This window comes from Arthrobacter sp. 260 (genome assembly GCF_013116745.1).
Taxonomy (GTDB): Bacteria; Actinomycetota; Actinomycetes; order Actinomycetales; family Micrococcaceae; genus Arthrobacter_D.
Window position 1 is genome coordinate 135,821 of the sequence record NZ_JABFOE010000010.1, and the last position, 22,852, is coordinate 158,672.

The window sequence follows — 22,852 nt, forward strand, 5'->3', positions numbered from 1 at the left end:
GTTGGATCCTTAGTCGATCGTGACGTAGGCAGGGCCGGAGTAGCTGCCGCTGGTGAGCTTCTGACGCTGCAGGAGCACGTCATTGAGAAGGCTGGAGGCGCCGAAGCGGAACAGGTCCGGCTGAAGCCAGTCCTCCCCCACCGTTTCGGCGACGGTGACCAGGTACTTGATGGCGTCCTTGGAGGTTCGGATGCCGCCGGCAGGCTTCACCCCGATCTTCTCCCCGGTGAGCCGGTGCCAGTCGCGGACCACTTCAAGCATCGACAGGGTGACCGGGAGGGTCGCCGCTGGGGCTACCTTGCCGGTGGAGGTCTTGATGAAGTCGCCGCCGGCCAGGATCGACAGCCACGAGGCGCGCCGGATGTTGTCGTAGGTGTTGAGCTCCCCGGTTTCGAGGATCACCTTCAGGTGGGCGTAGGAGCCATCGGCGCGGCGGCAGGCTTCCTTCACCGCAACGATCTCGTCGAAGACCAGGCCGTAGCGCCCTGACAGAAAAGCACCGCGGTCAATGACCATGTCGATCTCATCGGCACCCGCTGCCACCGCGTCCGCAGTGTCGGAGAGCTTCACTGACCTTGAAGCCCGCCCGCTCGGGAAGGCCGTGGCGACCGCTGCAACGTTGATCCTGCCCGCGGCGTCAGCGTCGTGGGCCCTGCCCAGCGCCTCCACTGCGTGGGGCACCATGTCTCCGTACACGCAGACGGCTGCCACGCGCGGGGTGGACAGATCGTCGGCGTCGGGGACCAGCGCCTTGGCGACGAGGGATCTCACCTTGCCCGGCGTGTCTGCACCCTCCAGGGTGGTCAGGTCAATCAGGGAGATGATCTTGTCGAGGGCCCAGGCCTTGGAGGTGGTCTTGATCGACCGGGTTCCGAGGGACGCTGCACGGGCCTCAAGGCCTACGGCGTCGACGCCGGCGATCCCTTCGAGGTAGCGTTTCAGGGCCTTCTCGGTCAGGTCCCCGCCGATCACTTCCAGTGCCCGTGACGCGGGCGCTATGGCGGTGCTCCCGGTGGCAGTAGTTTCCATCGTTGAGTGTTCTCCGTACTTCGGTTCGGTGCCACGGCGGGACGGTTCCCACAGCCGGGCAACAGGGCCGCGGCGACGCTGCTGAACGGCTGGTTTCCGCAGGCTGTGGGACAGGGGGTCATACCCGTGTGGTCGCGTTCGACTTTACCACCGCTTGTGGAGTGGGCACTGTGCAGATCCCCGCCCTGTCTCTACTATGAGGTTACGCAAACCACCGTCCACAGTCCGCTGGAATCGGTCGGAGATTGCGGGGGTGGTGGGCGAATGCGAAAGTCTGTCCTGGGCACAAGCTGCTCTGCCCCCATGGGTCGATGAAGCCAACCGCGGGGGTACGCCGGCCGGAGGAGTTTCTGCCCACCGATCCCTATGCGCAGCGGTCCGCGGTGACCGGCGTGCGCTGGAGCCTGGTCGGCGTCGTCACAAGCCAGGTGTTCCAGGTGGTCTGTGCCCTGGCGCTGGCCCGGATGCTGGGTCCGGCTAGTTACGGAATCATCAGCGCCGCGAGCATCTACCTCATCCTGACCATCCTCCTGCTGGACCAGGGCCTCTCGGCGGCCCTCGTCCAACGGCCTCAGCTCACCACCCGTGCGCCCGGCGCGGTAGCTACCCTTAACCTGTGCATGGCGCTGGCGCTCGGGCTGCTGACCTGGCTTGGGGCACCCTATATCGCGGGGTTCTTCAACGTGCCCGAATTGGCCGCTGTGCTGGTGCTCCTGGGGGGCGCCCTGGTGGTCAAGGCGGTCGGAATCGTCCCGCGGGCCATGCTCTCCCGAAATCTCCGGTTCCGCGCGATCGCACTGGCGGAGGTGACCGGCGCCGGCATCGGAGCGGTCTGCGGTATCTCAGCCGCGCTGGCGGGTGCGAGCTACTTCGCCGTGGTCTTCCAGGTCATCGCCGCCGATTTGACCGCCGGCGTGATCGTGCTGGCTGCGGCCAGGTGGCCCCGACCGAACCTTCACCTGGGCGAGCTGCGCCCGCTCCTGCGGTTCAGCGTCAGCATCTTCGGAGTCAACGCGCTGGCCTACTTCTCCCGGAACCTGGACAACATCCTGGTGGGGCGATTCCTGGGGGTCACAGCGCTGTCGCTGTACGGAATGGCGTACCGGGTCCTGGCAATTCCGGTGATGCTCCTGGGACAGACAGTCAACCGGGTCATGTTCCCGGTCTTCTCGCGCACCGCGGCCGACCGGAAGCTGGTGGCCGCCAACCTGCTCAAAGCCATGCACGTCCTGGCGATGCTGGTCATTCCTGTGATGGCCTTCACAGCGTGTGCGGCGCCCCGGCTGATCGACTTGGTGTTGGGTGAGAACTGGGCTGCCGCCGCTCCGCTGCTCAGCGTGCTGGCTATCGCCGGGGCCAGGGAAACCGTCTTCTTCATCGCTCCGTCACTGATGCGGGGCATGGGGCGTGCTGACCTCAACCTGCGCTACGAGGTGCTGGCGACCGTCGCCCAGGTGTCCGGGATCGTCGTGGGTCTTCAGTTCGGTCTGGTCTGGGTGGCAGTGGGTTACGCGGCCGGTGGTTTCCTCCTCACCCCCGTCCTGCTGTTCATCCAGCGCAGGCTGAGCGGGGCGGGGGTGCTGCGGCAACTGTCTGTGCTCTGGCCGCCGGTGCACGCCGGCTTGTGGGCGTCCGGAGCCTACCTGCTTCTTGAGCGTCTGGACCTGGGCGGAGTGGCCGCCCTGTCTGCCGGTTTCGGCGCCTTCTCCGGCACCTATCTGGTGGTGATGGTGCTGGTCCACCGACGGCGGGCGCGGCAGTTCCTGGGCCAGCTGCGGACGCTGACCGGGGTGGGTCTGAGCGGGGCTTCGGGAGCGGCTCCGTGACGGGCTGTCCCGCCGCGAGCGCCGTGATAGCGGTCCTCACCTTTCGTCGCCCGCGGGAACTTGCCCGGCTGCTGCCCCTGCTGCAGCGGCAGGCCGCAACCTCGCCGCTCCCCACCTCGGTGCTGGTGGTCGACAACGACCCGGACCGGAGCGCTGAACCCGTGGTGCTCGGCCTGGCGCAGCCCGGCATGCGGTACGTGCATGAGACGAGCCCGGGGATCGCCGCGGCCAGGAACCGGGCGCTTCGGGAGGCGAGCGACCATCACCTGCTGGTCTTTATCGACGACGACGAGCTCCCCACCGAGCGCTGGCTGGTCCACCTGCTGGACCTGTACCAGCGAACCGCGGCAGCCGCCGTCGTCGGGCCCGTCGTTTCGGAGTACGCGGCGCCGCCGGAACCCTGGATTTCCGCGGGCGAGTTCTTCAGACGGCGCCGCCTCCCCACTGGCACTCCCCTTCTGATGGCTGCCACTAACAACCTGCTGCTGGACCTCCGCCAGATCCGGGTAATGGGACTGGACTTCGATCCCGACTTCGGGTTGTCAGGCGGGGAGGACACCCTGTTCACCTGCCTGCTGGTGGAACGCGGTGGGCTGATGGTGTGGTGCGACGAAGCGGTGGTGATCGACCGGGTTCCGGAGAGCAGGCTGACCCGCAAGTGGGTGCTGCGCCGCGCGTTCAGCAGCGGAAACCGGTGGAGCCGGGTCACCCTTGAACTCGCCAGGGGCCAGACCGACGCCGCAGTCCGCCGGCTGGCGCTGACCCTTGCCGGCTCGGTCCGGCTGGCCGCGGGCGGCCTCACCTCACTGGTGGGATTCCTCACCGGACACCACGCCCGGCAAGCCAAGGGCCTCAGGACCGCCGCCCGTGGGGCGGGGATGATGTGCGGCGCCGCCAACTACGTCCACCGCGAGTACGGGCGCATCTGACCCACGGCAGTATCCAGCAGGCGCCTAGTCCGTGAAGATCGCGTCCACCACGTTCTGCGCCCAGGTGAGGATGTCGGCGTCGGACAGATCCCTGCCGCCCACCGGCGAGGTCTTCGGTTTCGGGATTAGTGCAGCGTTCAGCGCCGGTTTCAGCGACGACCCCGGATACATGCGCTTGAGCCGCATCTCCTTCGATTCCGGCAGCTCCGCTGGCGCAAACTTGATGAAGTTTCCCTGCAGTGCAACATCGGTCAGGCCGGCGGCACGCGCAGCCACCCGGAACCGCGCGACCGCAATGAGGTTGACCACCGGGGCGGGAGGCTCCCCGTACCGGTCGCCCAGTTCCTCCACCACGGCGTCGATGGCCTCGTAGGTAATCGCTGACGCCAGTTTGCGGTAGGCCTCCAGGCGCAGCCGCTCCCCCGGCACGTAGTCGTGGGGCAGGTGGGCGTTGACCGGCAGCTCGATCTTCATCTCCGCTGCCTTCTCCTCCGCATCACCCCGGAAGTCCGCGACCGCTTCACCGACGAGCCGGATGTACAGGTCGAAACCCACCCCCTGGATGTGGCCCGACTGTTCCCCGCCCAGCATGTTGCCTGCACCGCGGATCTCGAGGTCCTTCAACGCGAGCTGCATGCCGGCGCCAAGCTCGTTATGGGAGGCGACGGCCTTCAGCCGCTCCAGGGCCACCTCGCCCAACGGTTTCTCGGAGGGGTAGAGGAAGTAGGCGTAGGCGCGTTCGCGCCCGCGCCCCACCCTGCCGCGGAGCTGGTGCAACTGGGACAGGCCGTAGTTGTCGGCCCGGTCGACGATCAGGGTGTTGGCGTTGGAGATGTCCAGCCCTGTTTCGATGATGGTGGTGCACACTAGGACGTCGAAGCGTTTCTCCCAGAAGTCAACGATGATCTGTTCCAGCCGGGATTCGCTCATCTGGCCGTGCGCGACGGCGACCCGCGCCTCGGGCACCAGTTCTTTCAGGTGCGCAGCGGTCCGGTCGATCGACGACACCCGGTTGTGGACGAAGAACACCTGCCCCTCGCGCATCAGTTCGCGCCGCACGGCCGCTGAGGTCTGCTTGTCCGTGTAGGGGCCCACATAGGTGAGCACCGGGTGCCGTTCCTCGGGCGGGGTGGCCAGGGTCGAGGTTTCCCGGATGCCGGTCAGCGACATTTCGAGGGTTCGGGGAATCGGGGTCGCACTCATTGCAAGCACGTCCACGTTGGTGCGCATCTTCTTCAGCGCTTCCTTGTGTTCCACTCCGAACCGCTGTTCCTCGTCGACGATGACCAGGCCCAGGTCCTTGAACTGGACCTGGTTGGACAGCAGCCGGTGGGTGCCGATGACGACGTCGACGGCGCCGGAACCAATCCCCTCGGTGGTCTCCCGCGATTCCTTGGCGCTCTGGAACCGGGACAGCGGTTTGACCCGCACCGGGAAGCCGGAGAACCGTTCGGAGAAGGTCTCGTAGTGCTGTTGCACCAGCAGCGTGGTCGGCACCAGGACGGCGACCTGCTTGCCGTCCTGGACGGCCTTGAACGCCGCCCGTACCGCAATCTCGGTCTTGCCGTAGCCGACGTCGCCGGAGACCAGCCGGTCCATCGGCACCTCGCGCTCCATATCCGCCTTGACCTCGTTGATGGTGGTCAGCTGGTCGGGGGTCTCGATGTAGGGGAACGCCTCCTCCAGCTCGCGCTGCCAGGGGGTGTCGGCGGAGAAGGCGAAGCCGCGCGATGCCATCCGGGCCGAGTAGAGCCGGATCAGTTCCCCGGCGATCTCCTTGACCGCCTTGCGCGCCCTGGACTTGGTGCTCGCCCAGTCGGATCCGCCCATTTTGCTGAGCGCCGGGGCATCCCCGCCTACATACCGGGTGACCTGGTCGAGCTGGTCAGTGGGGACAAACAGCCGGTCGCCCGGAGCGCCACGCTTGGAGGGCGCGTACTCGAGCACGAGGTATTCACGGATGGTCTTGGTGGGTCCCGCGCCGGTGGCACGCTGCAGCAATTCGACGAAGCGCGCCACACCGTGCTGCTCGTGCACCACGTAGTCGCCCTCACGGAGCTGCAACGGATCAACGGCATTGCGCCGTTTGGAGGGCATCTTGCGCATGTCGCGGGTACCGGAGGCGGTGGTCCGGCCCAACAGGTCAGCCTCGGTCAGCAGCCCGAGCTTGAGTGAGTCGAGGACGAAACCCCTGCCCGCTGACGCCGTCGTGATTTCGATGATCCCCGGCTGCGGTGGTGACTCTAGTGAGTCCACCCGGGCCGCCGGAATGTCGTGGTCGTGGAACAGTTCCGCGAGGCGCGCGGCCGGACCGGGGCCCTCGGTGGCGACGACCACCCGCCATTGGTCGCGCACGCGGCCACCCAGGAAGTCCATCATTTCGGCCACGTCGCCCTGGTAGCCGCGGGGCTCCCGCGCCCGCACCGTGAAGGCGTCGATCTCGGGCAGGAATTCCTGCAGCGACTCGTCGGAGCCGAAGGAGGTGATGGACCACCAGGCGACCTGGTTCGCGAGCGCCGCCGAGCGGGTATCGGCCAGGGACCTGAAGCTCGCCGTCTGCAGGTCGGCGCCGAGTGCGCCGCCGAGGTCGAGCGGTGCGGCGCCGCCCTCGGACGCCGTCGACCAGGCCGCCTCAAGGAATTCCTCGTTGGTGGCGGCCAGATCGTGGGCCCGGGTCCGCACCTTCTCGGGCTCGATGACGACGGCGATTGACCCGGCGGGCAGCTCGCCGACCAGGGGCACCATCGCATCGACCAGTACCGGGGCGAGCGACTCCATTCCCTCCACGGCAATACCGCCGGCGATCTTTTCCAGCATGGCAGCGGCAGCAGGCAGGTCCGCCTTGAGCTTGGCAGCGCGGGACATCACCGACGGGGTGATCAGGATTTCCCGGCAGGGCGGCGCGAACAGCATGGCTGGCTGACCGTCCTCCTCGCGGACCAGCGAGCGCTGGTCGGCGACGGCGAACCAGCGCATCGCTTCGACCTCGTCGCCGAAGAATTCAATCCGCAACGGGTGGTCCTCGGTGGGCGGGAACACGTCGATGATCCCACCGCGCACCGCGAACTCGCCCCGATGGGTGACCATGTCTACGCGCGCGTAGGCGGCGTCGGACAGCGCCCGGACCACGTCGGTGAATTCGGCGTCCTGCCCCACCCTGAGGGTCACCGGCTGCAGTTCTCCGAGCCCCGCGACCAGAGGCTGGACGACGGCCCGGATGGGCGCGACGATCACCCGCACCGGTGACCCCTCCGGGTGGGCGAGGCGGCGCAGGACTGACAGCCGGCGGCCGACGGTGTCTGACCGGGGCGAGAGGCGTTCGTGGGGCAGCGTCTCCCAGCTGGGGAACTCCTCGATGTCGGCGATGGGCAGATAGCTCCGGAGTGCCGCGGCGAGGTCTTCGGCCTCCCGACCGGTGGCGGTGACGGCGAGCACTACCGGTGCGCTGGTGTCCTTCGCGGCGTTCGCCCCGGATGCTATTGAGGACAGACCATCCACCATTTCGGCCAGCAGGGCTGCCCGCAGGCCGGCCGGTGCGCCGATCTGCAGGTCGGTGTTCCGGTCAACGACTCCGTGCGAGGCATTCGTCCTCACCCGGGCGAACGATGTGTCCTCGATCAGTGCGGCGCGCAGTCCGTTCAGGCTCAATGGTTCTCCTCGAGGGTCCGACAGTTTCGGGGATAACGTTGGCCGCGGTAGGCGGCTCCAACCGGTTTATCCAGCACAAAAGCCCGAAATTCTGTCGAATTCCGGGGATACTCCAAGCCTACCCTGCGGGACCCACCCGGCGGCCCGGGAAGGCCCTAGGATGGGTGGGACGCAAATCGCATTCCACCCCACCGCCCATCCATCACGGAGGAACCTTGGCACTGAACGCTTCGACCACCCTGCCCTACGACGCCGCTACAGTCACGGGCGTCTTCACCGACGAGGCTTTCCTGAAGCACGTCAGCGAGAAGGTAGGGGGCACCCTGAAGTCAGTCACCGTCGACGGCGACACCTCCGCGGCCTTCACCCTTACCGCCGTCCGGACGCTTCCAACGAAGCGCCTCCCTGACATGGTGCGGAAGTTCGTTGGCGAGTCCCTCACCGTCACCCAGACGGAACACTGGGCTGCACCGGCGACCGATGGCTCCCGGACCGCCAAGGTCACCATGACCGTCGCAGGCGTGCCGGTCACCGTTGACGCCGAACAGCGTCTGGTCGCGGCTGGCACCGACACCCGGGTGGACCTCACAGGGACCGTCAGCTCGTCGATCCCCTTCATGGGGTCGAAGATCGCGTCGGCGGCTGAACCCATGATCGGCAAGGCACTGAACCTCCAGGCCACCGAGGCACGCAAGTGGCTCGAGAGCCACCAGGGCTAAGGAGTCATCGCTGTGTCGCTTCCTACCCCCCTGGCCCTGATCCTCATCCTTGCCGGCGTCTGGACCCTGATCGTCTGGCCGCCTTTCCTGCGCCGGATCTTCAAGGACCCACGTTCCAAAGACGAGTCGGGTGCACCTACCCGGTTCCTCAAGGTGCACTTTATGCTGATTACCACCTCAATGATCCTGGGCGTAGCCACCCTCGTGATCGGCGTCCGCGCCCTGGTTGGCTAAAGCATCGACGTGGTTATCAGTATCGAATTGGCGAAATCAGAGAAGGTCGCACCGTGAGCAACAACCAGGAACCCCAGGCCCCGAAGCGGGTCCTCGAACGGTCGAGCTACCCGGAGTACCTGCGGCTCAATGAGATTCTCCGCAAGGAAACGGTCGGCGGCATCCTGCTGCTGATCGCCGCCGTCGCTGCCCTGATTTGGGCCAATTCGCCCGCTTCGGCAAGCTATTTCGCGATTCGGGATTTCGAGTTCGGGTACGAACCCTGGCATCTGCGGCTGAGCGTCGGCGCCTGGGCAGCGGACGGGCTGCTCGCGATCTTCTTTTTCCTGGTGGGACTCGAACTGAAACGTGAGTTCGTCGCCGGGGACCTGCGCAAGTTCAGCCGGGCGGTGGTGCCGGTAACTGCTGCTGCCGGCGGCGTGCTGGTGCCCGCCCTGTTCTACGTCATCGTCAACCTGTCCTCCCCCGAGTCCCTGCGGGGGTGGGCCATCCCGACGGCGACCGACATCGCCTTCGCCCTGGCCGTCCTGGCAGTGATCAGCTCCCACCTCCCCAGCGCGCTGCGGGTATTCCTGCTGACCCTCGCCGTCGTGGATGACCTCATCGCGATTGCCATCATCGCCTTCTTCTACTCCGACGACGTCGAGTTCACCTACCTGCTTTTCATGCTGGTGCCCCTGGCGCTTTTCGGTTTTCTGGCGCAGAAGAACCCCAAGTACTTCGGCCGCCATACCCCTGCGGCCTGGCTGATCCTGCTCCCGATTGGTATCGCCACCTGGATCCTGATGCATGCGTCCGGCGTCCATGCCACTGTCGCCGGTGTCCTGCTCGGCTTCCTCGTGCCGGTTCTCCGCAAGGCCAAAGACGGCACAGTGAAGATGCCGCGGCCCAACAAACCGGGGCTGGCCGAGATCTTCGAGCACCGCTTCCGCCCGCTGTCCACCGGATTCGCTGTCCCGGTGTTCGCGTTCTTCTCGGCGGGTGTGGCCGTCGGCGGCACCGAAGGGCTGATGTCGGCGCTCGGGGACACCGTCACCCTCGGCATTATCGCGGGACTGGTGCTCGGTAAACCGATCGGGATCCTGCTGACCACCTTCGTGCTCACCAAAACGACCCGCGCCAATCTGGACCCTGATCTGCGCTGGATTGACCTGCTGGGAGTGGGCATGCTGGCAGGGGTTGGCTTTACTGTGTCACTGCTGGTCAATGACCTCAGTTTCGCGCAGGGAACCGAGCACAACGACCACGCGAAGGTCGCCATTCTCGGCGCCTCCCTGATCGCCGCCCTCGCCGCCACAGTGATCCTCCGGAGCCGAAACAAGCACTACCGCCGCGTCGAGGAAGCCGAACGGGTGGACGCGGACAACGACGGCGTGCCCGACCTGTTCGAGGAGCGGGACCGCTAGGGCAGGTCAGCTGACCGGCGTCAACCGAGAACGCTTCCCCTTTTTCACGGGCCGGGGTAGCGTGTGCCCCAGCACCGCAGGCTCCGCAGTTATATAAAGTTCTGGGGGGCTTCCTTAACTGCGACGTTCTGGATGGCATAATGACTCGACCCGGCATCATCCTCATCCGCCCTGGGCGGTTCTCCGTTCTGTTGACTTTCTTTCTCACCTTCGGCCTGCTGTCAGTGATTGTCACTGCTGGACCGGCCAGCGCGCGGAGCGGCACCGATACACGGCTCGATTCAGTCGTGTCGTCATTCTTGGACGAACCGTCGTGGGCCTTTGCTAATAGACCAGCCGAGATCCAGGCCCACTTCTCCTCGCCCGAGGGCCCAATGGGCTATCGAACCGGCACCCTTACGCTGAAGTTCCATCAGCGGGGGTCGGTTCCCGAAACAATCCAGCTTTCCGAGGACACCTTTGATCCAAGGTTTTGGGTAACCCCCCGAACCACCGGTATGCACTATTACACGGTGACCTACTCCGGCGACAAGTACTACAAACCCTTCAAGAAGACCTTCTCCTTCGAGGTTTGGACTGGACCAGAAACCCGAACCTTCCTAAAAGTCAGCACCAAGGGACCCGTCACTGTTAGCCAACCGGTCAAACTAACAGCCCATGTGACCACCCGCGACGGGAAACCCTTGACGGGATACTCTGACGGCCCGATTGTGTTCTATTCCAACGGCGAGATAATCGGCGAGGGAACGGTCGTGCCAGGGTCCCGAGGATGGCGGGCCGAACTCACTGTGGACTACCTTGAGGTCGGAAGGCACAATATAACGGCACAGCACGAAACCTTCATCCGATATCCGGGACGCCCTTCTGCCGCTGTTCGACTGGACGTCACACCAGCAGCAAAGCCATTGAATGTCCGAGCCAGCCACACGGTGTCCTCACCTGCCCCCTACCAGGTGGACGCCGTGGCGATGGTCCAGCCCCGGAATGGGGGCCGCCAGCCGACCGGGTATGTCCAGTTCTACTCCGGCGACCAAAAGGCTGGTCTACCGGTCCGACTCAGCGGTGGCCGCGCAACCTATAGCCACTGGACGTCCACCGAGCCCGGTACCTACACCTTCCGCGCGACGTACCTCGGGGACACCAAATACGCTCCCGCCAGGCTCCCTGCGCGCACCATCACCATGCCGGGCAGCTGAACACCCACCGGCCAGACAGACCTCGAAGGTGGGTCCTACTGGTTGGCGGCGAGCAGGGCTTCCTCCAGTGCCACCCAAGCCAGCATGGCGCACTTGACCCTCGCCGGATACTTGGACACTCCGGCAAGGGCGGCCGCGTCTCCCAATACCTCCTCGTCCGCGGGGACCCGGCCCCGCGAGCGCATCACAGTCCGGAACTCGTCCACCAGATCCATCACCCTGTCGCGGTCCTCGCCCACCACCAGATCGGTCAGTACTGAGGCGGACGACATCGAAATCGCGCAACCGGCACCGTCCCAACTGACACTCGTGAGCGTGTTATCCACCAGGACTGCCCGCAACGTGATCTCATCGCCGCACACCGGGTTCAGCTGGTGGGATTGACCCTGGTTACCGGCGCCGTCATGGTCCAGCAGGCCCGCACCGTGGCGTTCCTTCGCATGGTCAAGGATGATCTGTTGGTAGAGCTGCTGCAGGTCATCGGACATTACTTCACTCCAAAGAACGGGCGGACATTGGCGACGGCTGCCAGAAAGGCATCGACTTCGTCGCTGGTGTTGTACAGGTAGGTGCTGGCACGTGTGGTGGCCGTCAGGCCGAGCCTGCGGTGCAGAGGCTGCGCGCAGTGGTGGCCCACCCTGACAGCGATGCCGGCGTGGTCAAGATACTGGCCGACGTCGTGGGCGTGGACTCCCTCGACGTCGAACGCTGCCAGTCCAATCCGCTCCGTCCCTGCTGCCGGTCCGAGTACCCGGATGCCCGGAAGCTGGCTGAGTCCTTCCACCAGTTGGCGGCCCAGGGTTTCCTCCCAGTCCTGCACCCGGTGCATTCCGGTTTCGGTCAGGTAATTTGCTGCGGCCGCGAGGGCGATGGCCTGGGAAATCCGTTGGGTCCCCGCCTCGAAGCGCGCTGGTGCCTCGAGGTATTCGGCGCGTTCCATGGTCACGGTGGTGATCATCGATCCTCCGGTGAGGAAGGGCGGCATCGCGTTGAGCAGTTCCGCACTGCCGTACAGTGCCCCGATCCCGGTGGGCCCGAGCATCTTGTGCCCTGAGAAGGCCATGAAGTCGACGCCCAACGCGTGCACGTCGACTGGCAGGTGGGGCACCGACTGGCACGCGTCGAGGACTGTCAGGGCACCGTGCTGACGCGCCATCGCGACGAGCTCCGCAACCGGGTTGATGGTACCGAGCACGTTTGACGCATGGGTGAAGGCGACCACCCTCGTGGCGGGCCCGATGATGGCGGCCGCGTCCTCGAGCCGAAGCGCACCGTCGTCGTCCACGGGGATCCAGCGCAGCGTGGCACCGGTGCGGGCGGCGAGCTCCTGCCAGGGAATCAGGTTGGCGTGGTGCTCCATTTCGGTGACCACTATCTCATCGTCAGGGCCCAGCACGAACCGCTCAGCGGCAGGTCCTCCCCGTCCCACTGACGCATTCGAGAAGGAGTACGCCACCAGGTTCAGCGCTTCGGTGGCGTTGGAGGTCCACACAATCTCGTCCACGGCAGCGCCGACGAACGCAGCAATCGTTTCCCGGGCCGCCTCGTAGGCGTCGGTTGCCTCCACGGCGAGCGTATGTGCCCCACGGTGGACGGCAGAGTTCCGCTGCTCGTAGAACTCCTGTTCCGCTTCCAGGACGCTCAGCGGATTCTGGGAGGTGGCGCCGGAGTCAAGGTAGATGAGCGGCCGGGAATTCACCTCGGTATCGAGGATCGGAAAGTCGTTGCGGATCCGCTGCACCTCGGTATTGGACAGGGGGTGATGCGGAGCAGACGGAATGGACAAACGTTTCTCCTCAGTGGTTGCGCCGGGCACCTACACTCTACGCGCCAGCGGCCGCGTCACCCCACCGAAGCTGTGGCTGCCACGCCGGGCTTCACCGAAACGGACCGGAATTCCACCACAGGCACACCGTCGTAGTTGCGGCACAGCCAGAAGTAGCCACCCCGATACGTGGTGCTATCGGTGGTCGTTGTCCAGCTGCTGGTTCCGTCCAGCGCCACCCGTCCAAAGGTGATGTTGTCCGGTGTCACCATTACCTGGAACCGGACCCATTGCCCGATCTCCGGTGGCGGTGAGGAGACCGTCCCCAGGCTGTACCCGGACACCTCGCCGGATTGCCGGCCGAGGAGCTCAAGGGTTCCGTCCGTTCGTACGATCAGGTGGTACCCGCCGACGGCGCTGGGCTCACGGACCCGGTAGACCGAGTCATCCCGCATCCCAAACGCAATCCCAGCGTGCTCACTGTCCTGGGGCAATTTCTCCGGCCATCGCATGTCACAGGTCAGGGTGTAACTGTCCTCAACAATCGGACACATTGACCCCATACAGTAGCTGGTCTTGTCAGGATGACCGAGCACTATCGACGATGAGTCGGGGGTGATGGTCGGCTGGTGGGTCCAGGCCAGGGCGAATGGCAGGTCCCCGGCCGCCCTGACCCCCGTGACGAACCGGTCGGCTTTCTCCCGCGCACGGTCGGTCATGACATACGGGATGTTCGCGCACATCATCCCGGCTACCCCGAAGCCCAGCAGGCGGTCCCGCTCCGATCTGGTGTGCACCTCCCAGCAGATGACAGGTTTGCCGTAACTGCAGGCCTGGACGATCTCCTCATCGGTGGCGGCGTGGTTGACGCCGAGGTAGTCGAAGTTGGCAGCGAACTGGTCCAGTTCCGGAAATTCTTCAGGTGTGAAGTAGCCCCAGGTCTTGTAGCCCCGTTCGCTGGCCTCGCTGAAACGCCCCGAGGTGCCGGGAAGCTTCCAGACAAAGTGAGCCTGCGAGTCCTCGAACGTGTCCATCAGATCGAGCAGGGCAACCGTGTTGGTCCCCTGTTTGTCCTCCAGGAAGATCACGTGGGTTTCCGCGTGGGCTGCGAGAACGTCCTCTAACTTGGGGATGGGCAGCAGCTTGCTGCCGGGCCCCAGCCACTGGCGGGCGTTGTTAGTCAGCGTCTCCAACTCGCGGTACGTTGCACTGGCGATCTCGACGTCCTCGCCGGTCATCCTGAAGGTCCGGTCGTCATGGTGGCAGACGAGGACGCCGTCGGCGGTGGCATGTACCGAAACCTCGATGGCCTTGGCCCCATGCTCAACGGACTGGCGATAGGCCTCGGCAGTGTGCTCGGGCCAGTTGTCCTGTGAGCCCCGGTGGGCGATGTAGAAGGGCTCCTCAGCCAGCAGCTCGGTCACCGTATGCGTGCGCGGTGGCTGCTGAACCACTGGCGTGGACGAGCACCCGGCCAGCGCGAGCCCGCTCCCCATGAGGATGATCAGTTCCCTGCGGCTCAGTTGCCAGGGCTGGCGGTCGCGTGATCCGTTCACTGGCGCACCGCCCGCAGCGGTGCTGACTGGCCAGGCACACGGTCGTCCCGCGGGGCGCGCCGAGCCTGGTGTTCCCCTGCGGCGACCAGCATCGCGATGACTGCCCACATCAGAATGCCCGCCGCGGAGCGGGTGCCCAGCGCGCTGAATGTCTGTGGGATCAGGACAGCCAACAGGGCAGCCAGGCCGAGCCCGCGCACACCTGTTCGGTTGGCGTACTTCAGAACGAAGGCCAACAGCACGCCGAAGTACAGGACGGCGAACACTATTCCCAGATCCACCGAGTACATCAGGATGGAGCTTTCAAGGCTGGTGGACAAGCCAGACTCCTCGGCAACCCCATAACTCGAGCCGATACCGCTGCCGACCATCAGGTAATCCGTCCAGCTGGCGAAGAACGACGCCGTCGCCTCGCTCCGCGCAGCGAACGACCCGGTGTCGTCCTCGATCCGGCCGAGAAGTCCCTCAGCAACTGGGGTCGCCAGCAATGCAGCTCCGGCGGCTGACAACGCCAGCACCATTCCCACTTTCGCGAATGGTCCAGTCCTCGAAAAAAGCACCAGATAGGCCAGCACCAGGATGAAGATCACGAGCCCCACCCGGGATTGACTGACCATGACGGCGGTGCTCATTAGGGCCAGAAGAGGCACCTGGATCACGGCGCGGGCACCCGCGACAAGGGGCGCGAGTACACACATCGCCATCGACAGCGTCAGCGGCTGATCCAGCACACCCATCCAGCGACGGTTGTCGGGGTTGAACCAGTACTGGGTGAGGAAACCGTCCTCGTAGAACAGCACGCTCTCGCTGAACCATTGCGCCACTGCGACAGCGCTGACGATCGCTGCGAGGCTCAGCAGCGCGATCCGGAGCCAGCTGACGAGTGCCGGGGTCCGGTGAGCTGTTGCAAGCACCAGGAGGAAAAACATGACCGGCGCGATGATCTGGTCCACCAGGAGGACAGTTCCGCCGCCCCCAATCCGGGTGAGGGTGGTGAGTACTGCTGCAGCAATGACTACCCCAAGGGCCAGAAACGCATAGATGTGCCGCGCCACAGTATCGAAGAGCGCCGCGGGGTCACGCTCCAGCTGTACGACGAAGGTGGCCACGATGAGCCAGGTGGCCGCGTGCATGGAGAGCGGGCCGGTGGGCTGGCCCGTGATCAACGGACTGCCCACGGTGGGCACAAGGAACCACAGGGTGAGGATGGCGACCAGGCTCACGGCGGGCCGGCTTCTGAAGCTGAGCGCGAACCCGCCGCACAGGATCACCCACGCTGCCAGCTGCATCGATACTTCCTTCCCCTGGCCTGCCTACCGTGTCAGTTCCGCTGCGGAAGGTCGGCGCCCTCGGCGGTCGGCATCGGCGTGTCCGTGGGATCTGACGCGTGTGCCCCCGGGTGCTTCCCGCGGCTGCTCCGCCGGCCGCTCACGTGGCCCGACGACGGCGGCAGCGAGGGCGAGCTGGCGCCAGGAACCAGATTCAACACCGTACCCAGGACGTCGCTGCGCACCGCACCGAGGGACTGCAGCGCAGCCGACAGCTCGTCGCGGGTTGTCATGCCATGGCCGACGACCACGACTGACGCGTCCGAGGCGGCGCAGACCAGAGCCGCGTCGGTGAACGGATGCAGCGCTGAGGTGTCGAGGACAATCAGGTCATAGCGGGTGCGGAGTTCGGACAAGGTGTCGGTCAGGGTTGTGCTCGCCAGCAGCTCGGATGGCTGGCTGGACGAGCTGCCAGCCACCAGGACGTCGAGTGCTCCGACGCGCTGGATGGTGACGTCCACGTCTGCCTCTCCCTGCAGGATATCGACCAGCCCGGGCCGGTCGGGCAGTTCAAGCACGGTTGCCAGGCTGGGGCGGCGCAAGTCAGCTTCGACGAGAAGTACCCGGTTCTTCGCCTCGGCCATGACCAGGGCAAGGTTGAGGGCGACGGTGGTGCGTCCTTCCGCCGCGGTCGCGGATGTCACCGCGATGAGTTGGAGGGGCCCGGTGTGGGGGTGGAACTGGATGGTGGTGCGCAACCCCCTCACTGCCTCAGCCAGCCGGGTGTTCAGGTAGGGCGCTGAGGCCGGGGACAGCTTGCTCACCGCATGGTCGTCGGGGATGGTGGCGAGGGCCCTGGCCGACGGTTCGAAGTCCAGCTGGTCAATTGAGCGCACCGACTTGTCCGAGCGGACCCTGGCGATGACAATCAGCGCGCCGATCCCCAATCCAAGGAGCGCGCCAACCGCAAGGTTGAGATTGGGTCGCGGCGAGACGGGAGCGGGAGCCAAGGAGGGTCCCGAGATCACGGAGAGGACTGTCCCTTCGGTGGCGTTTCCCGAAACCCGTTCGACGTCGTTGACCATGACACCGAAGTTGTTGGCGATCTCGGTGGCGATGTCGAGTGAACGATCTGCGTCCACATCGTTGACGTTGACCGTCAGTGTCAGGGTTTCCGGGTCGCCGAATGCGGTGATGCTGTCGGCCACCTGGTCCTCCGACAGATCAAGCCGGCTGGAGCTGGTGATCCGTTCAACGAACTGGTCGCTCGTCAGGAGGCTGGGGTACGCGATGATCCTCCCCCGGACCAGCTCATCGGCCTGGAGCGGGCTGAGATTCTCGGCCACTGGCGCGACGACGTAGAACTTGACCATGCTTTGGTGGACCGGAGCCATCTGGGAGGTGACGAGGAAGGCCGCTGCAACTCCGAGCAGGAGTCCAAGCAGGATGATCCACCAGCCATGAATAGCAGCTGTGACATACTCAACCAGTTTCATCGCGAAACTCATTTCCTCAGGGAGTTCACGGGGACCGGACGTGCCCCCGTGAGAGACCTCAAATCACCTGCAGCTCTCGTGGGGATGCCGCGGATCATCTGACGCCCCCTGCTGCCGATGTGATTATTCTTACACACCGCGCAACTCAGGGAACGCGACGGCGAAAAAACATCCTAGGCATTCACCGGTGCACCGCATAGTCTGTAACCGACGTCACCCACCCCCGCTGATGGTCCAGATGAAGTAGACGCGGGCGGGTGGTGATCCGGGTTGCCGGGGACGCAGCGATGGAAAGGGCTGGGGGATCTATGCACGCGAACAATGGCGCCGTGACGGTGCTCGTGGCACACCCCAGTGCCGAGTTATACGGCAGCGACAAGATGGTGCTTGAAAGTGCAGTCGGTATGAGTCGCGAGGGATGTTCGGTGATCGTCACCGTCCCGACCACGGGACCACTCGTCGAGGAGTTGGCCGTGCACGGGATCCCTGTGGTCCTTTGCCCGACCCCCGTGCTCCGCAAGAGCCTGCTATCCCCCCGGGGGGCGCTGGTCCTCCTGAGGGAATCTGTCGCCGGATTGGTGGGGGGCCTGAGACTGATAAGACAACACCGGCCTGACGTTGTCTACGTCAGCACCATCACGCTTCCCCTCTGGTTCCTGCTTGCAAAGATTTCCCGCAGGCCGATCGTTGCACACGTGCATGAGGCGGAAGGCAGCGCCTCGAAATTCCTGCGAACGGCGCTGGCGGCACCACTGGCACTTGCCGGATCGATCCTGGTCAACAGCAGGTTTAGTGCCACGGTCCAGGAGCAAGCCTTTCGGCCACTTCAGGGCAGATTGAAAGTCGTCTATAACGGAGTGGCGGGGCCACCCGAAATAGTGCCTCCCCGGGAGGCTCTCACTGGAGGATTGAAGCTGCTGTACGTCGGGCGGCTGTCCCACCGCAAGGGCGTCGATGTGGCGGTGGGTGCGCTGGCCGAGCTTCGGCGCCGTGGACTGGAAGTGTCGCTGGACATTGTCGGGGCGGTGTTTCCGGGGAACGAAGCCTTCCTTGACGGGCTTCATGCAATGGTCGAGCAGCAGGGGCTCGCAGGCGACATCCGGTTTCACGGCTACCAATCCAGTATCTGGCCCTTCCTGGAGCAGGCAGACATCTGTGTGGTCACTTCACGCTTTGACGAACCCTTCGGCAATACCGCAGTCGAATCGTTGCTGGCGGCACGCCCGCTTATCGTGAGCGATACCTCAGGACTGCGGGAGGCGGCCGAAGGCTACCGTTCCTCCCTTTTTGTTGCTCCGGACAACGTCAGCCAGTTGGCGGACGCCGTAGAGGTAGTCGATGCTGCGTGGCGTGATTACCGGGACTGGGCTCTTGAAGACGCCGGGGTCGCTGCCGCCAAACACAGCATTGATGCGTACCAGCGCGCCGTGGCACAGGAGGTCCAAGAGGCGGCGGGCGCACCCCGGTGAAGCCTGGACGCGAACCGGAACCCGAGCCTGACGACGAAATTCCGGCCGGAACACCCCACCCCGGCGGACCAAACCCTCCGCCGGACGACTCACCTGTTGGGTTTGCTGGCAGCCGCGCTGTTAACGGCGTGCGCTGGAGTCTGCTGGCCGTCCTCGCCAGGCAGGGGTTTCAGATCCTGTGCGCGATCATCATTGCCAGGATCCTGGGACCGGAGAGCTACGGCATCGTCAGTGTCGCCAGCATCTACATCGTGTTCGTTACCCTCCTGCTGGATCAGGGCTTGTCAGCAGCCCTGGTGCAGCGGCCAGTGCTGAGTGCCCGGGCGCCGGGGGCTGTCTTCACCCTGAACCTGGTGATGGCCTTCGCCATCGGTGGCCTCACCTGGGCGACAGCTCCTGCCCTCGCCGACTTTTTCCGGGTCGAGGAGCTGACACTTGTTCTGCAGATTCTGGCGCTCGCGGTCCCCATCAAGGCCCTGGGCATCACCCCCCGCGCCATGCTGTCCCGGACCCTTCAGTTCCGCGGTATCGCCATTTCGGATGTGACCGGCGCAGCAGCCGGTGCCGCACTCGGCATTGGCGCCGCAGTCCTCGGGGCCAGCTATTTCTCGGTCATCTATCAGGTCGTCGCCACAGACCTGGTCGTCGGGATTATTCTCCTGATCTGCTCCCGGGGTCCGGCGCCCAATTTCCGCCTCGGCGAGGTCCGCCCCCTCCTTGCCTTCAGCCTCGGCGTATTTGCGACCAACTGCCTTGCCTACTTCTCCCGCAACGTGGACAACATTCTGGTGGGGCGGGTTCTCGGCGTCACCTCGCTATCCCTCTACAGCATGGCCTACCGGATCCTGGTGGTCCCCGTCCAACTTATCGGGCAGACAGTCAACCGGGTCATGTTCCCCGCGTTCTCCAGGATTGCCGGCAATCGCGAGTTGGTGGCCGAAAACCTCAAGAAATCAATGCAGATCCTGTCGATGGTGGTCATTCCAGCGATGGCTTTCGTCGCGTGCTCGTCGACTCCACTGGTTTTCCTGGTCCTGGGCAGCGAATGGTCAGGCGCGGCGGCACTCATCAGTGTGTTGGCCATTGGTGGCGCCCGGGAAACCATTTTCTACATCACCCCATCGCTCATGAAAGGAATGGGACGCTCCGGACTAAACCTGCGCTACGAAATCCTTGCAACTGCGTTGCAGGTTGCGGGGATCGTGGTCGGCCTCCAGTTCGGACTGTTTTGGGTGGCAGCCGGCTACACTGCTGCCGGATTCCTCCTTGTCCCGGTGCTGATGACGATTCAGTCCCGGTTATGTGGCGCGACCGTCCCACAGCAACTGGGCATCCTGTGGCCGCCGATCCACGCCAGCCTGTGGGCCAGCGCTGCCTACCTACTACTGACACGCCTATCCCTGGACCCTCTTGCCCAGCTCCTGCTCGGCCTCCTGGCCTTCCTCCTGTCAGCGCTCCTCATCATGGTCATTTTTCATCGAAAAAATCTTCGGCTGTTTATTCGCCAGGCGCGGTCATTCATCCAGCTACGGCCAAAAACATGAATGATACATAGCCAGCATCAAAAGGCTGATTCCTGAACGTCCCCAAACAATAATAAATCACCCCACTGGATAACTAATCAAAGAAATACCGGAGAAACAATAAATGACCTTAACCGCAGGTTCACTGGTAATAGCCGTGTTGACTTACCGGCGCCCGGAGGACCTCCGGTCGGCAGTTCCGCCGCTTCTTCAGCAGGCCGACACTTCACCGCTGCCGACGCGAATTCTTGTCGTCGACAATGATCCAGCGGGCGATGCTGCCCCCACAGTGAAGGAGTTCACTGATAATAGGCTGCACTACGTGCATGAGCCGGCGCCCGGTATCGCTGCGGCCCGCAACCGCGCCCTGAAAGAGTCAACAGGTGATTCCCTTCTGGTCTTCATCGACGACGATGAGGTTCCGTCGGAGCGCTGGCTGAACGCCCTGCTGCAGACCTACCAGTCAACTCAGGCGGCTGCGGTGGTGGGTCCGGTAATTTCCGAATACTCGCGAACCCCCGATCCGTGGATTGTCGCGGGCGAATTCTTCAACCGGCGTCGGCTGCCCACCGGGACAGCGCTGAGCGTTGCCGCAACCAACAACCTACTCCTTGACCTGCACCAGATTCGTGACCTCGGCATGACATTCGACGATCGATTCGGGCTCAGCGGTGGCTCTGACACCCTCTTCACACGCCACATCGTCATGAGCGGCGCAAAGATGGTGTGGTGCGACGAGGCGGTCGTGGTGGACCGCGTTCCAGAGAGTCGACTCACCCGGGACTGGGTAATGAGGCGCGCCTTTCGCAGTGGTAACGGTTGGAGCCGGGTCACTCTCGAACTCAGCGACTCTCCCCCACGCCGGATCCTCAATCAGACAAAGCTCCTATGCGCGGGCGGGATTCGGCTACTTGGGGGACTTGGCCGCTTCGTACTTGGCCTGGCCACCCGATCCCAGCGCCACCAGGCGAAAGGACTGCGGACCGCAGCCCGTGGAGCCGGCATGGCGTCCGGTGCCTTCGGCTATGTGTACAGCGAGTACAAGAGACATTCGCCAAAGTAGCGTAGTTCCTGCGTCGATAGCGTATTTCTTGCGCCAATAGTGCCGTTCTTGCGCCAATAGGGTAATTCCTGCGGGATAGCGCAATTCCTGCGTAAACAATTCATCGCCAAAGGCACTTTATGGCTGGGCATAACGGTCGTTAATCGTTTAGGCTAATTTCACAAGCGGAGGTGAAAGCCTCCCGGACTGACCCTGAAGAGGGTACGTACACCGCTCGGTCTTGGATCTACGGGCGGCGTATTCACGGTCACAGCTGGCATCGGGACTGCCAGTTTTCTCTCGCAAATCCCCGGTTCTTCAGGCGATCCTTCATGCCCGAAAAGCCATAGAGATACAGGTTTAGAATGCAAAATTCAACAGCTCAGAATTCGTCAGTAAAACCGCGCAAAATGGCCATTCGGACAGCCGGTTTCCTCCTCGCCTCGACCCTCGCCCTGGCGGGCTGCAGTCAACATCCCGGAACGTCCGCCAGCTCCGGTGGCACCGACCCCTATTCCTCCGCCAACGAGCTACTCCTGCCTGCAGCAACCCCTGAGACGCCGGCGGCAGCGGTGCACAACGGCGTGGATTCAGTGGTCGCACAGTCGGTCAACGCGGTCGCTGCAGTGAATCTCTCAACCCAGACGACACCTAATGCAACGCTCGCAGCGACCACCCGGAGCGCTCTTATCCCCGGCAACTACAAGCCAAGCACGACCACAGCCGGTGCCATCGCAGGGACCTCGCTCACCAAGTACAACACCGGTGGCGCAGACCTGGTGATCACCAAGGACGGCACGGTATTGCAGAACTTGGACATCTACGGCGACATCAAGGTACGCGCCAAGAACGTAGTGATCCGCAACAGCATCCTTCGCGGTGGAACACATGCCCCGGCCAATGCGACAGGAATCGTCGACTCCACCTCGGCCGCCGTGGTGAATCTGATCGTGGAGGACAGCACGATCAGGCCCATACGCCCCCACCACAACCGCGACGGAATCGTCGGGCACGACTACTCGGCCAAGCGGAATAATATTTCCTTGACCAACGACGGCCTCGGTATCTTCAACCGACCTGGCGGTTCGGTCAAGGCGAACGTCCTGGCATCGGGAAACCGCATTTCCTCGCTGACCTACTGGGACTGGTCCCCTTTCCACTCTGATGGAACCCACAACGACGGCATCCAGGTACAGGGCGGGGAGAACATCCACATCATTGGCAACAACATCGATGCCTCCTCAGTGGCAGGAGCCGGCAGCTCAAACGGCCCCCGGGTTCCGCACGCCGGTATTGCCATCATGCTCCAGCAGAATGTGGCGAAGCTTGCCAATGTTGTGGTCGAGAAGAACTGGGTCGACAACGGCCAGACCAGCATCAACATTGCCAACGGCAAGTACTCGAACATCACAGTCACGGTCAGGGAGAACCGCCTGGGGCGCAACCAGATGGACTACGGCAACGGCAGCAAGTACCCGATCCGGATCATCAAAAGGAGTGCGAGCACCGTTCACGGTCTCTCCACCAACCGCTGGGCAGACAACAATGTACTGCTTCGTGAGGGCAGGGACCTGGGGATCCGCTACAACGGCTAGCAAGTGATTTCGAGGGATTCCCCTCCCCTAAGACGGCTGCCCGCCGGACCCCGCGTCCGGCCGGCAGCCGTCTTTTTATGTGACACCAGTTTCGGAAAAATGATTCCACCGGTTTGGAATTCAGATCACGGTTCGATTACGCTAAATCCAC

The 22,852-nt window shown here is 64.2% G+C and carries 17 protein-coding genes; 10 read left to right on the top strand and 7 right to left on the bottom strand.

Annotation, left to right across the window (positions count from 1 at the left end):
• Positions 1 to 9 precede the first annotated feature (9 nt).
• Positions 10 to 1,029 (bottom strand): deoxyribose-phosphate aldolase, encoded by a 1,020-nt coding sequence (deoC, locus tag HMI57_RS12710; protein ID WP_171586373.1) that lies wholly within the window; start codon positions 1,027 to 1,029, stop codon positions 10 to 12.
• A gap of 311 nt (positions 1,030 to 1,340) precedes the next feature.
• Between deoC and HMI57_RS12715 the strand changes: the two genes are divergently transcribed.
• Together HMI57_RS12715 and HMI57_RS12720 are read left to right on the top strand one after the other, a co-directional pair.
• Positions 1,341 to 2,855 carry a lipopolysaccharide biosynthesis protein gene (locus tag HMI57_RS12715; protein ID WP_171586374.1) on the top strand — a complete coding sequence of 505 codons (1,515 nt, stop codon included), beginning with the start codon at positions 1,341 to 1,343 and terminating at the stop codon, positions 2,853 to 2,855.
• Positions 2,852 to 3,784: a glycosyltransferase gene (locus HMI57_RS12720; protein ID WP_171586375.1), complete on the top strand. Its 933-nt coding sequence runs from the start codon at positions 2,852 to 2,854 to the stop codon at positions 3,782 to 3,784. Before HMI57_RS12715 ends, HMI57_RS12720 begins: the two co-directional genes overlap by 4 nt.
• 24 nt (positions 3,785 to 3,808) lie before the next feature.
• Here the strand turns inward: HMI57_RS12720 and mfd are convergent, their stop codons facing one another.
• Positions 3,809 to 7,432 carry a transcription-repair coupling factor gene (mfd, locus tag HMI57_RS12725; protein ID WP_171586376.1) on the bottom strand — a complete coding sequence of 1,208 codons (3,624 nt, stop codon included), beginning with the start codon at positions 7,430 to 7,432 and terminating at the stop codon, positions 3,809 to 3,811.
• Positions 7,433 to 7,647: 215 nt separating this feature from the next.
• Between mfd and HMI57_RS12730 the strand changes: the two genes are divergently transcribed.
• From HMI57_RS12730 to HMI57_RS12745, 4 genes are all read left to right on the top strand, one after another.
• Positions 7,648 to 8,151: a DUF2505 domain-containing protein gene (locus HMI57_RS12730; RefSeq protein WP_171586377.1), complete on the top strand. Its 504-nt coding sequence runs from the start codon at positions 7,648 to 7,650 to the stop codon at positions 8,149 to 8,151.
• Between the two features lie 12 nt (positions 8,152 to 8,163).
• A complete protein-coding gene (locus HMI57_RS12735; protein ID WP_171586378.1) occupies positions 8,164 to 8,385 on the top strand; it encodes a hypothetical protein in 222 nt (73 codons plus the stop codon).
• A 53-nt stretch (positions 8,386 to 8,438) separates the two neighbouring features.
• Positions 8,439 to 9,791, top strand: a complete 1,353-nt coding sequence (nhaA, locus tag HMI57_RS12740) for a Na+/H+ antiporter NhaA (RefSeq protein ID WP_171586379.1) — start codon at positions 8,439 to 8,441, stop codon at positions 9,789 to 9,791.
• A 140-nt stretch (positions 9,792 to 9,931) separates the two neighbouring features.
• The gene (locus HMI57_RS12745) at positions 9,932 to 10,987 is read left to right on the top strand and encodes an Ig-like domain-containing protein (protein ID WP_171586380.1); all 1,056 of its coding nucleotides are present in this window, start codon (positions 9,932 to 9,934) and stop codon (positions 10,985 to 10,987) included.
• Between the two features lie 35 nt (positions 10,988 to 11,022).
• Here HMI57_RS12745 and sufU read toward each other — a convergent pair whose 3' ends face one another.
• Genes sufU through HMI57_RS12770 form a run of 5 tightly spaced genes read right to left on the bottom strand, consistent with a single transcriptional unit; the run spans position 11,023 to position 17,072 of the window.
• Entirely contained in the window at positions 11,023 to 11,475 is a 453-nt protein-coding gene (sufU, locus tag HMI57_RS12750) for a Fe-S cluster assembly sulfur transfer protein SufU (protein WP_171586381.1), read from the bottom strand.
• The gene (locus tag HMI57_RS12755) at positions 11,475 to 12,773 is read right to left on the bottom strand and encodes a SufS family cysteine desulfurase (RefSeq protein ID WP_228721094.1); all 1,299 of its coding nucleotides are present in this window, start codon (positions 12,771 to 12,773) and stop codon (positions 11,475 to 11,477) included. The genes sufU and HMI57_RS12755 overlap by 1 nt, the downstream gene beginning before the upstream one ends.
• A gap of 56 nt (positions 12,774 to 12,829) precedes the next feature.
• Positions 12,830 to 14,308, bottom strand: coding sequence for a glycerophosphodiester phosphodiesterase family protein (locus tag HMI57_RS12760; protein ID WP_171586382.1), 1,479 nt, complete (start codon positions 14,306 to 14,308; stop codon positions 12,830 to 12,832).
• Entirely contained in the window at positions 14,305 to 15,597 is a 1,293-nt protein-coding gene (locus tag HMI57_RS12765) for a hypothetical protein (protein WP_171586383.1), read from the bottom strand. The genes HMI57_RS12760 and HMI57_RS12765 overlap by 4 nt, the downstream gene beginning before the upstream one ends.
• 32 nt (positions 15,598 to 15,629) lie before the next feature.
• Entirely contained in the window at positions 15,630 to 17,072 is a 1,443-nt protein-coding gene (locus HMI57_RS12770; RefSeq protein WP_171586384.1) for a polysaccharide biosynthesis tyrosine autokinase, read from the bottom strand.
• 308 nt (positions 17,073 to 17,380) lie between these two features.
• Here HMI57_RS12770 and HMI57_RS12775 point away from each other — a divergent pair, with 308 nt between their 5' ends.
• The 4 genes from HMI57_RS12775 (at position 17,381) to HMI57_RS12790 (ending at position 22,701) form a co-directional block, all read left to right on the top strand.
• Complete coding sequence (locus tag HMI57_RS12775) at positions 17,381 to 18,541, top strand: glycosyltransferase (RefSeq protein ID WP_228721095.1); 1,161 nt, start codon at positions 17,381 to 17,383, stop codon at positions 18,539 to 18,541.
• The gene (locus HMI57_RS12780; protein ID WP_171586386.1) at positions 18,538 to 20,085 is read left to right on the top strand and encodes a lipopolysaccharide biosynthesis protein; all 1,548 of its coding nucleotides are present in this window, start codon (positions 18,538 to 18,540) and stop codon (positions 20,083 to 20,085) included. The genes HMI57_RS12775 and HMI57_RS12780 overlap by 4 nt, the downstream gene beginning before the upstream one ends.
• Before the next feature lie 103 nt (positions 20,086 to 20,188).
• Positions 20,189 to 21,127 (top strand): glycosyltransferase family 2 protein, encoded by a 939-nt coding sequence (locus HMI57_RS12785; RefSeq protein WP_171586387.1) that lies wholly within the window; start codon positions 20,189 to 20,191, stop codon positions 21,125 to 21,127.
• Between the two features lie 389 nt (positions 21,128 to 21,516).
• Positions 21,517 to 22,701: a hypothetical protein gene (locus HMI57_RS12790; protein WP_171586388.1), complete on the top strand. Its 1,185-nt coding sequence runs from the start codon at positions 21,517 to 21,519 to the stop codon at positions 22,699 to 22,701.
• Positions 22,702 to 22,852: the final 151 nt, after the last annotated feature.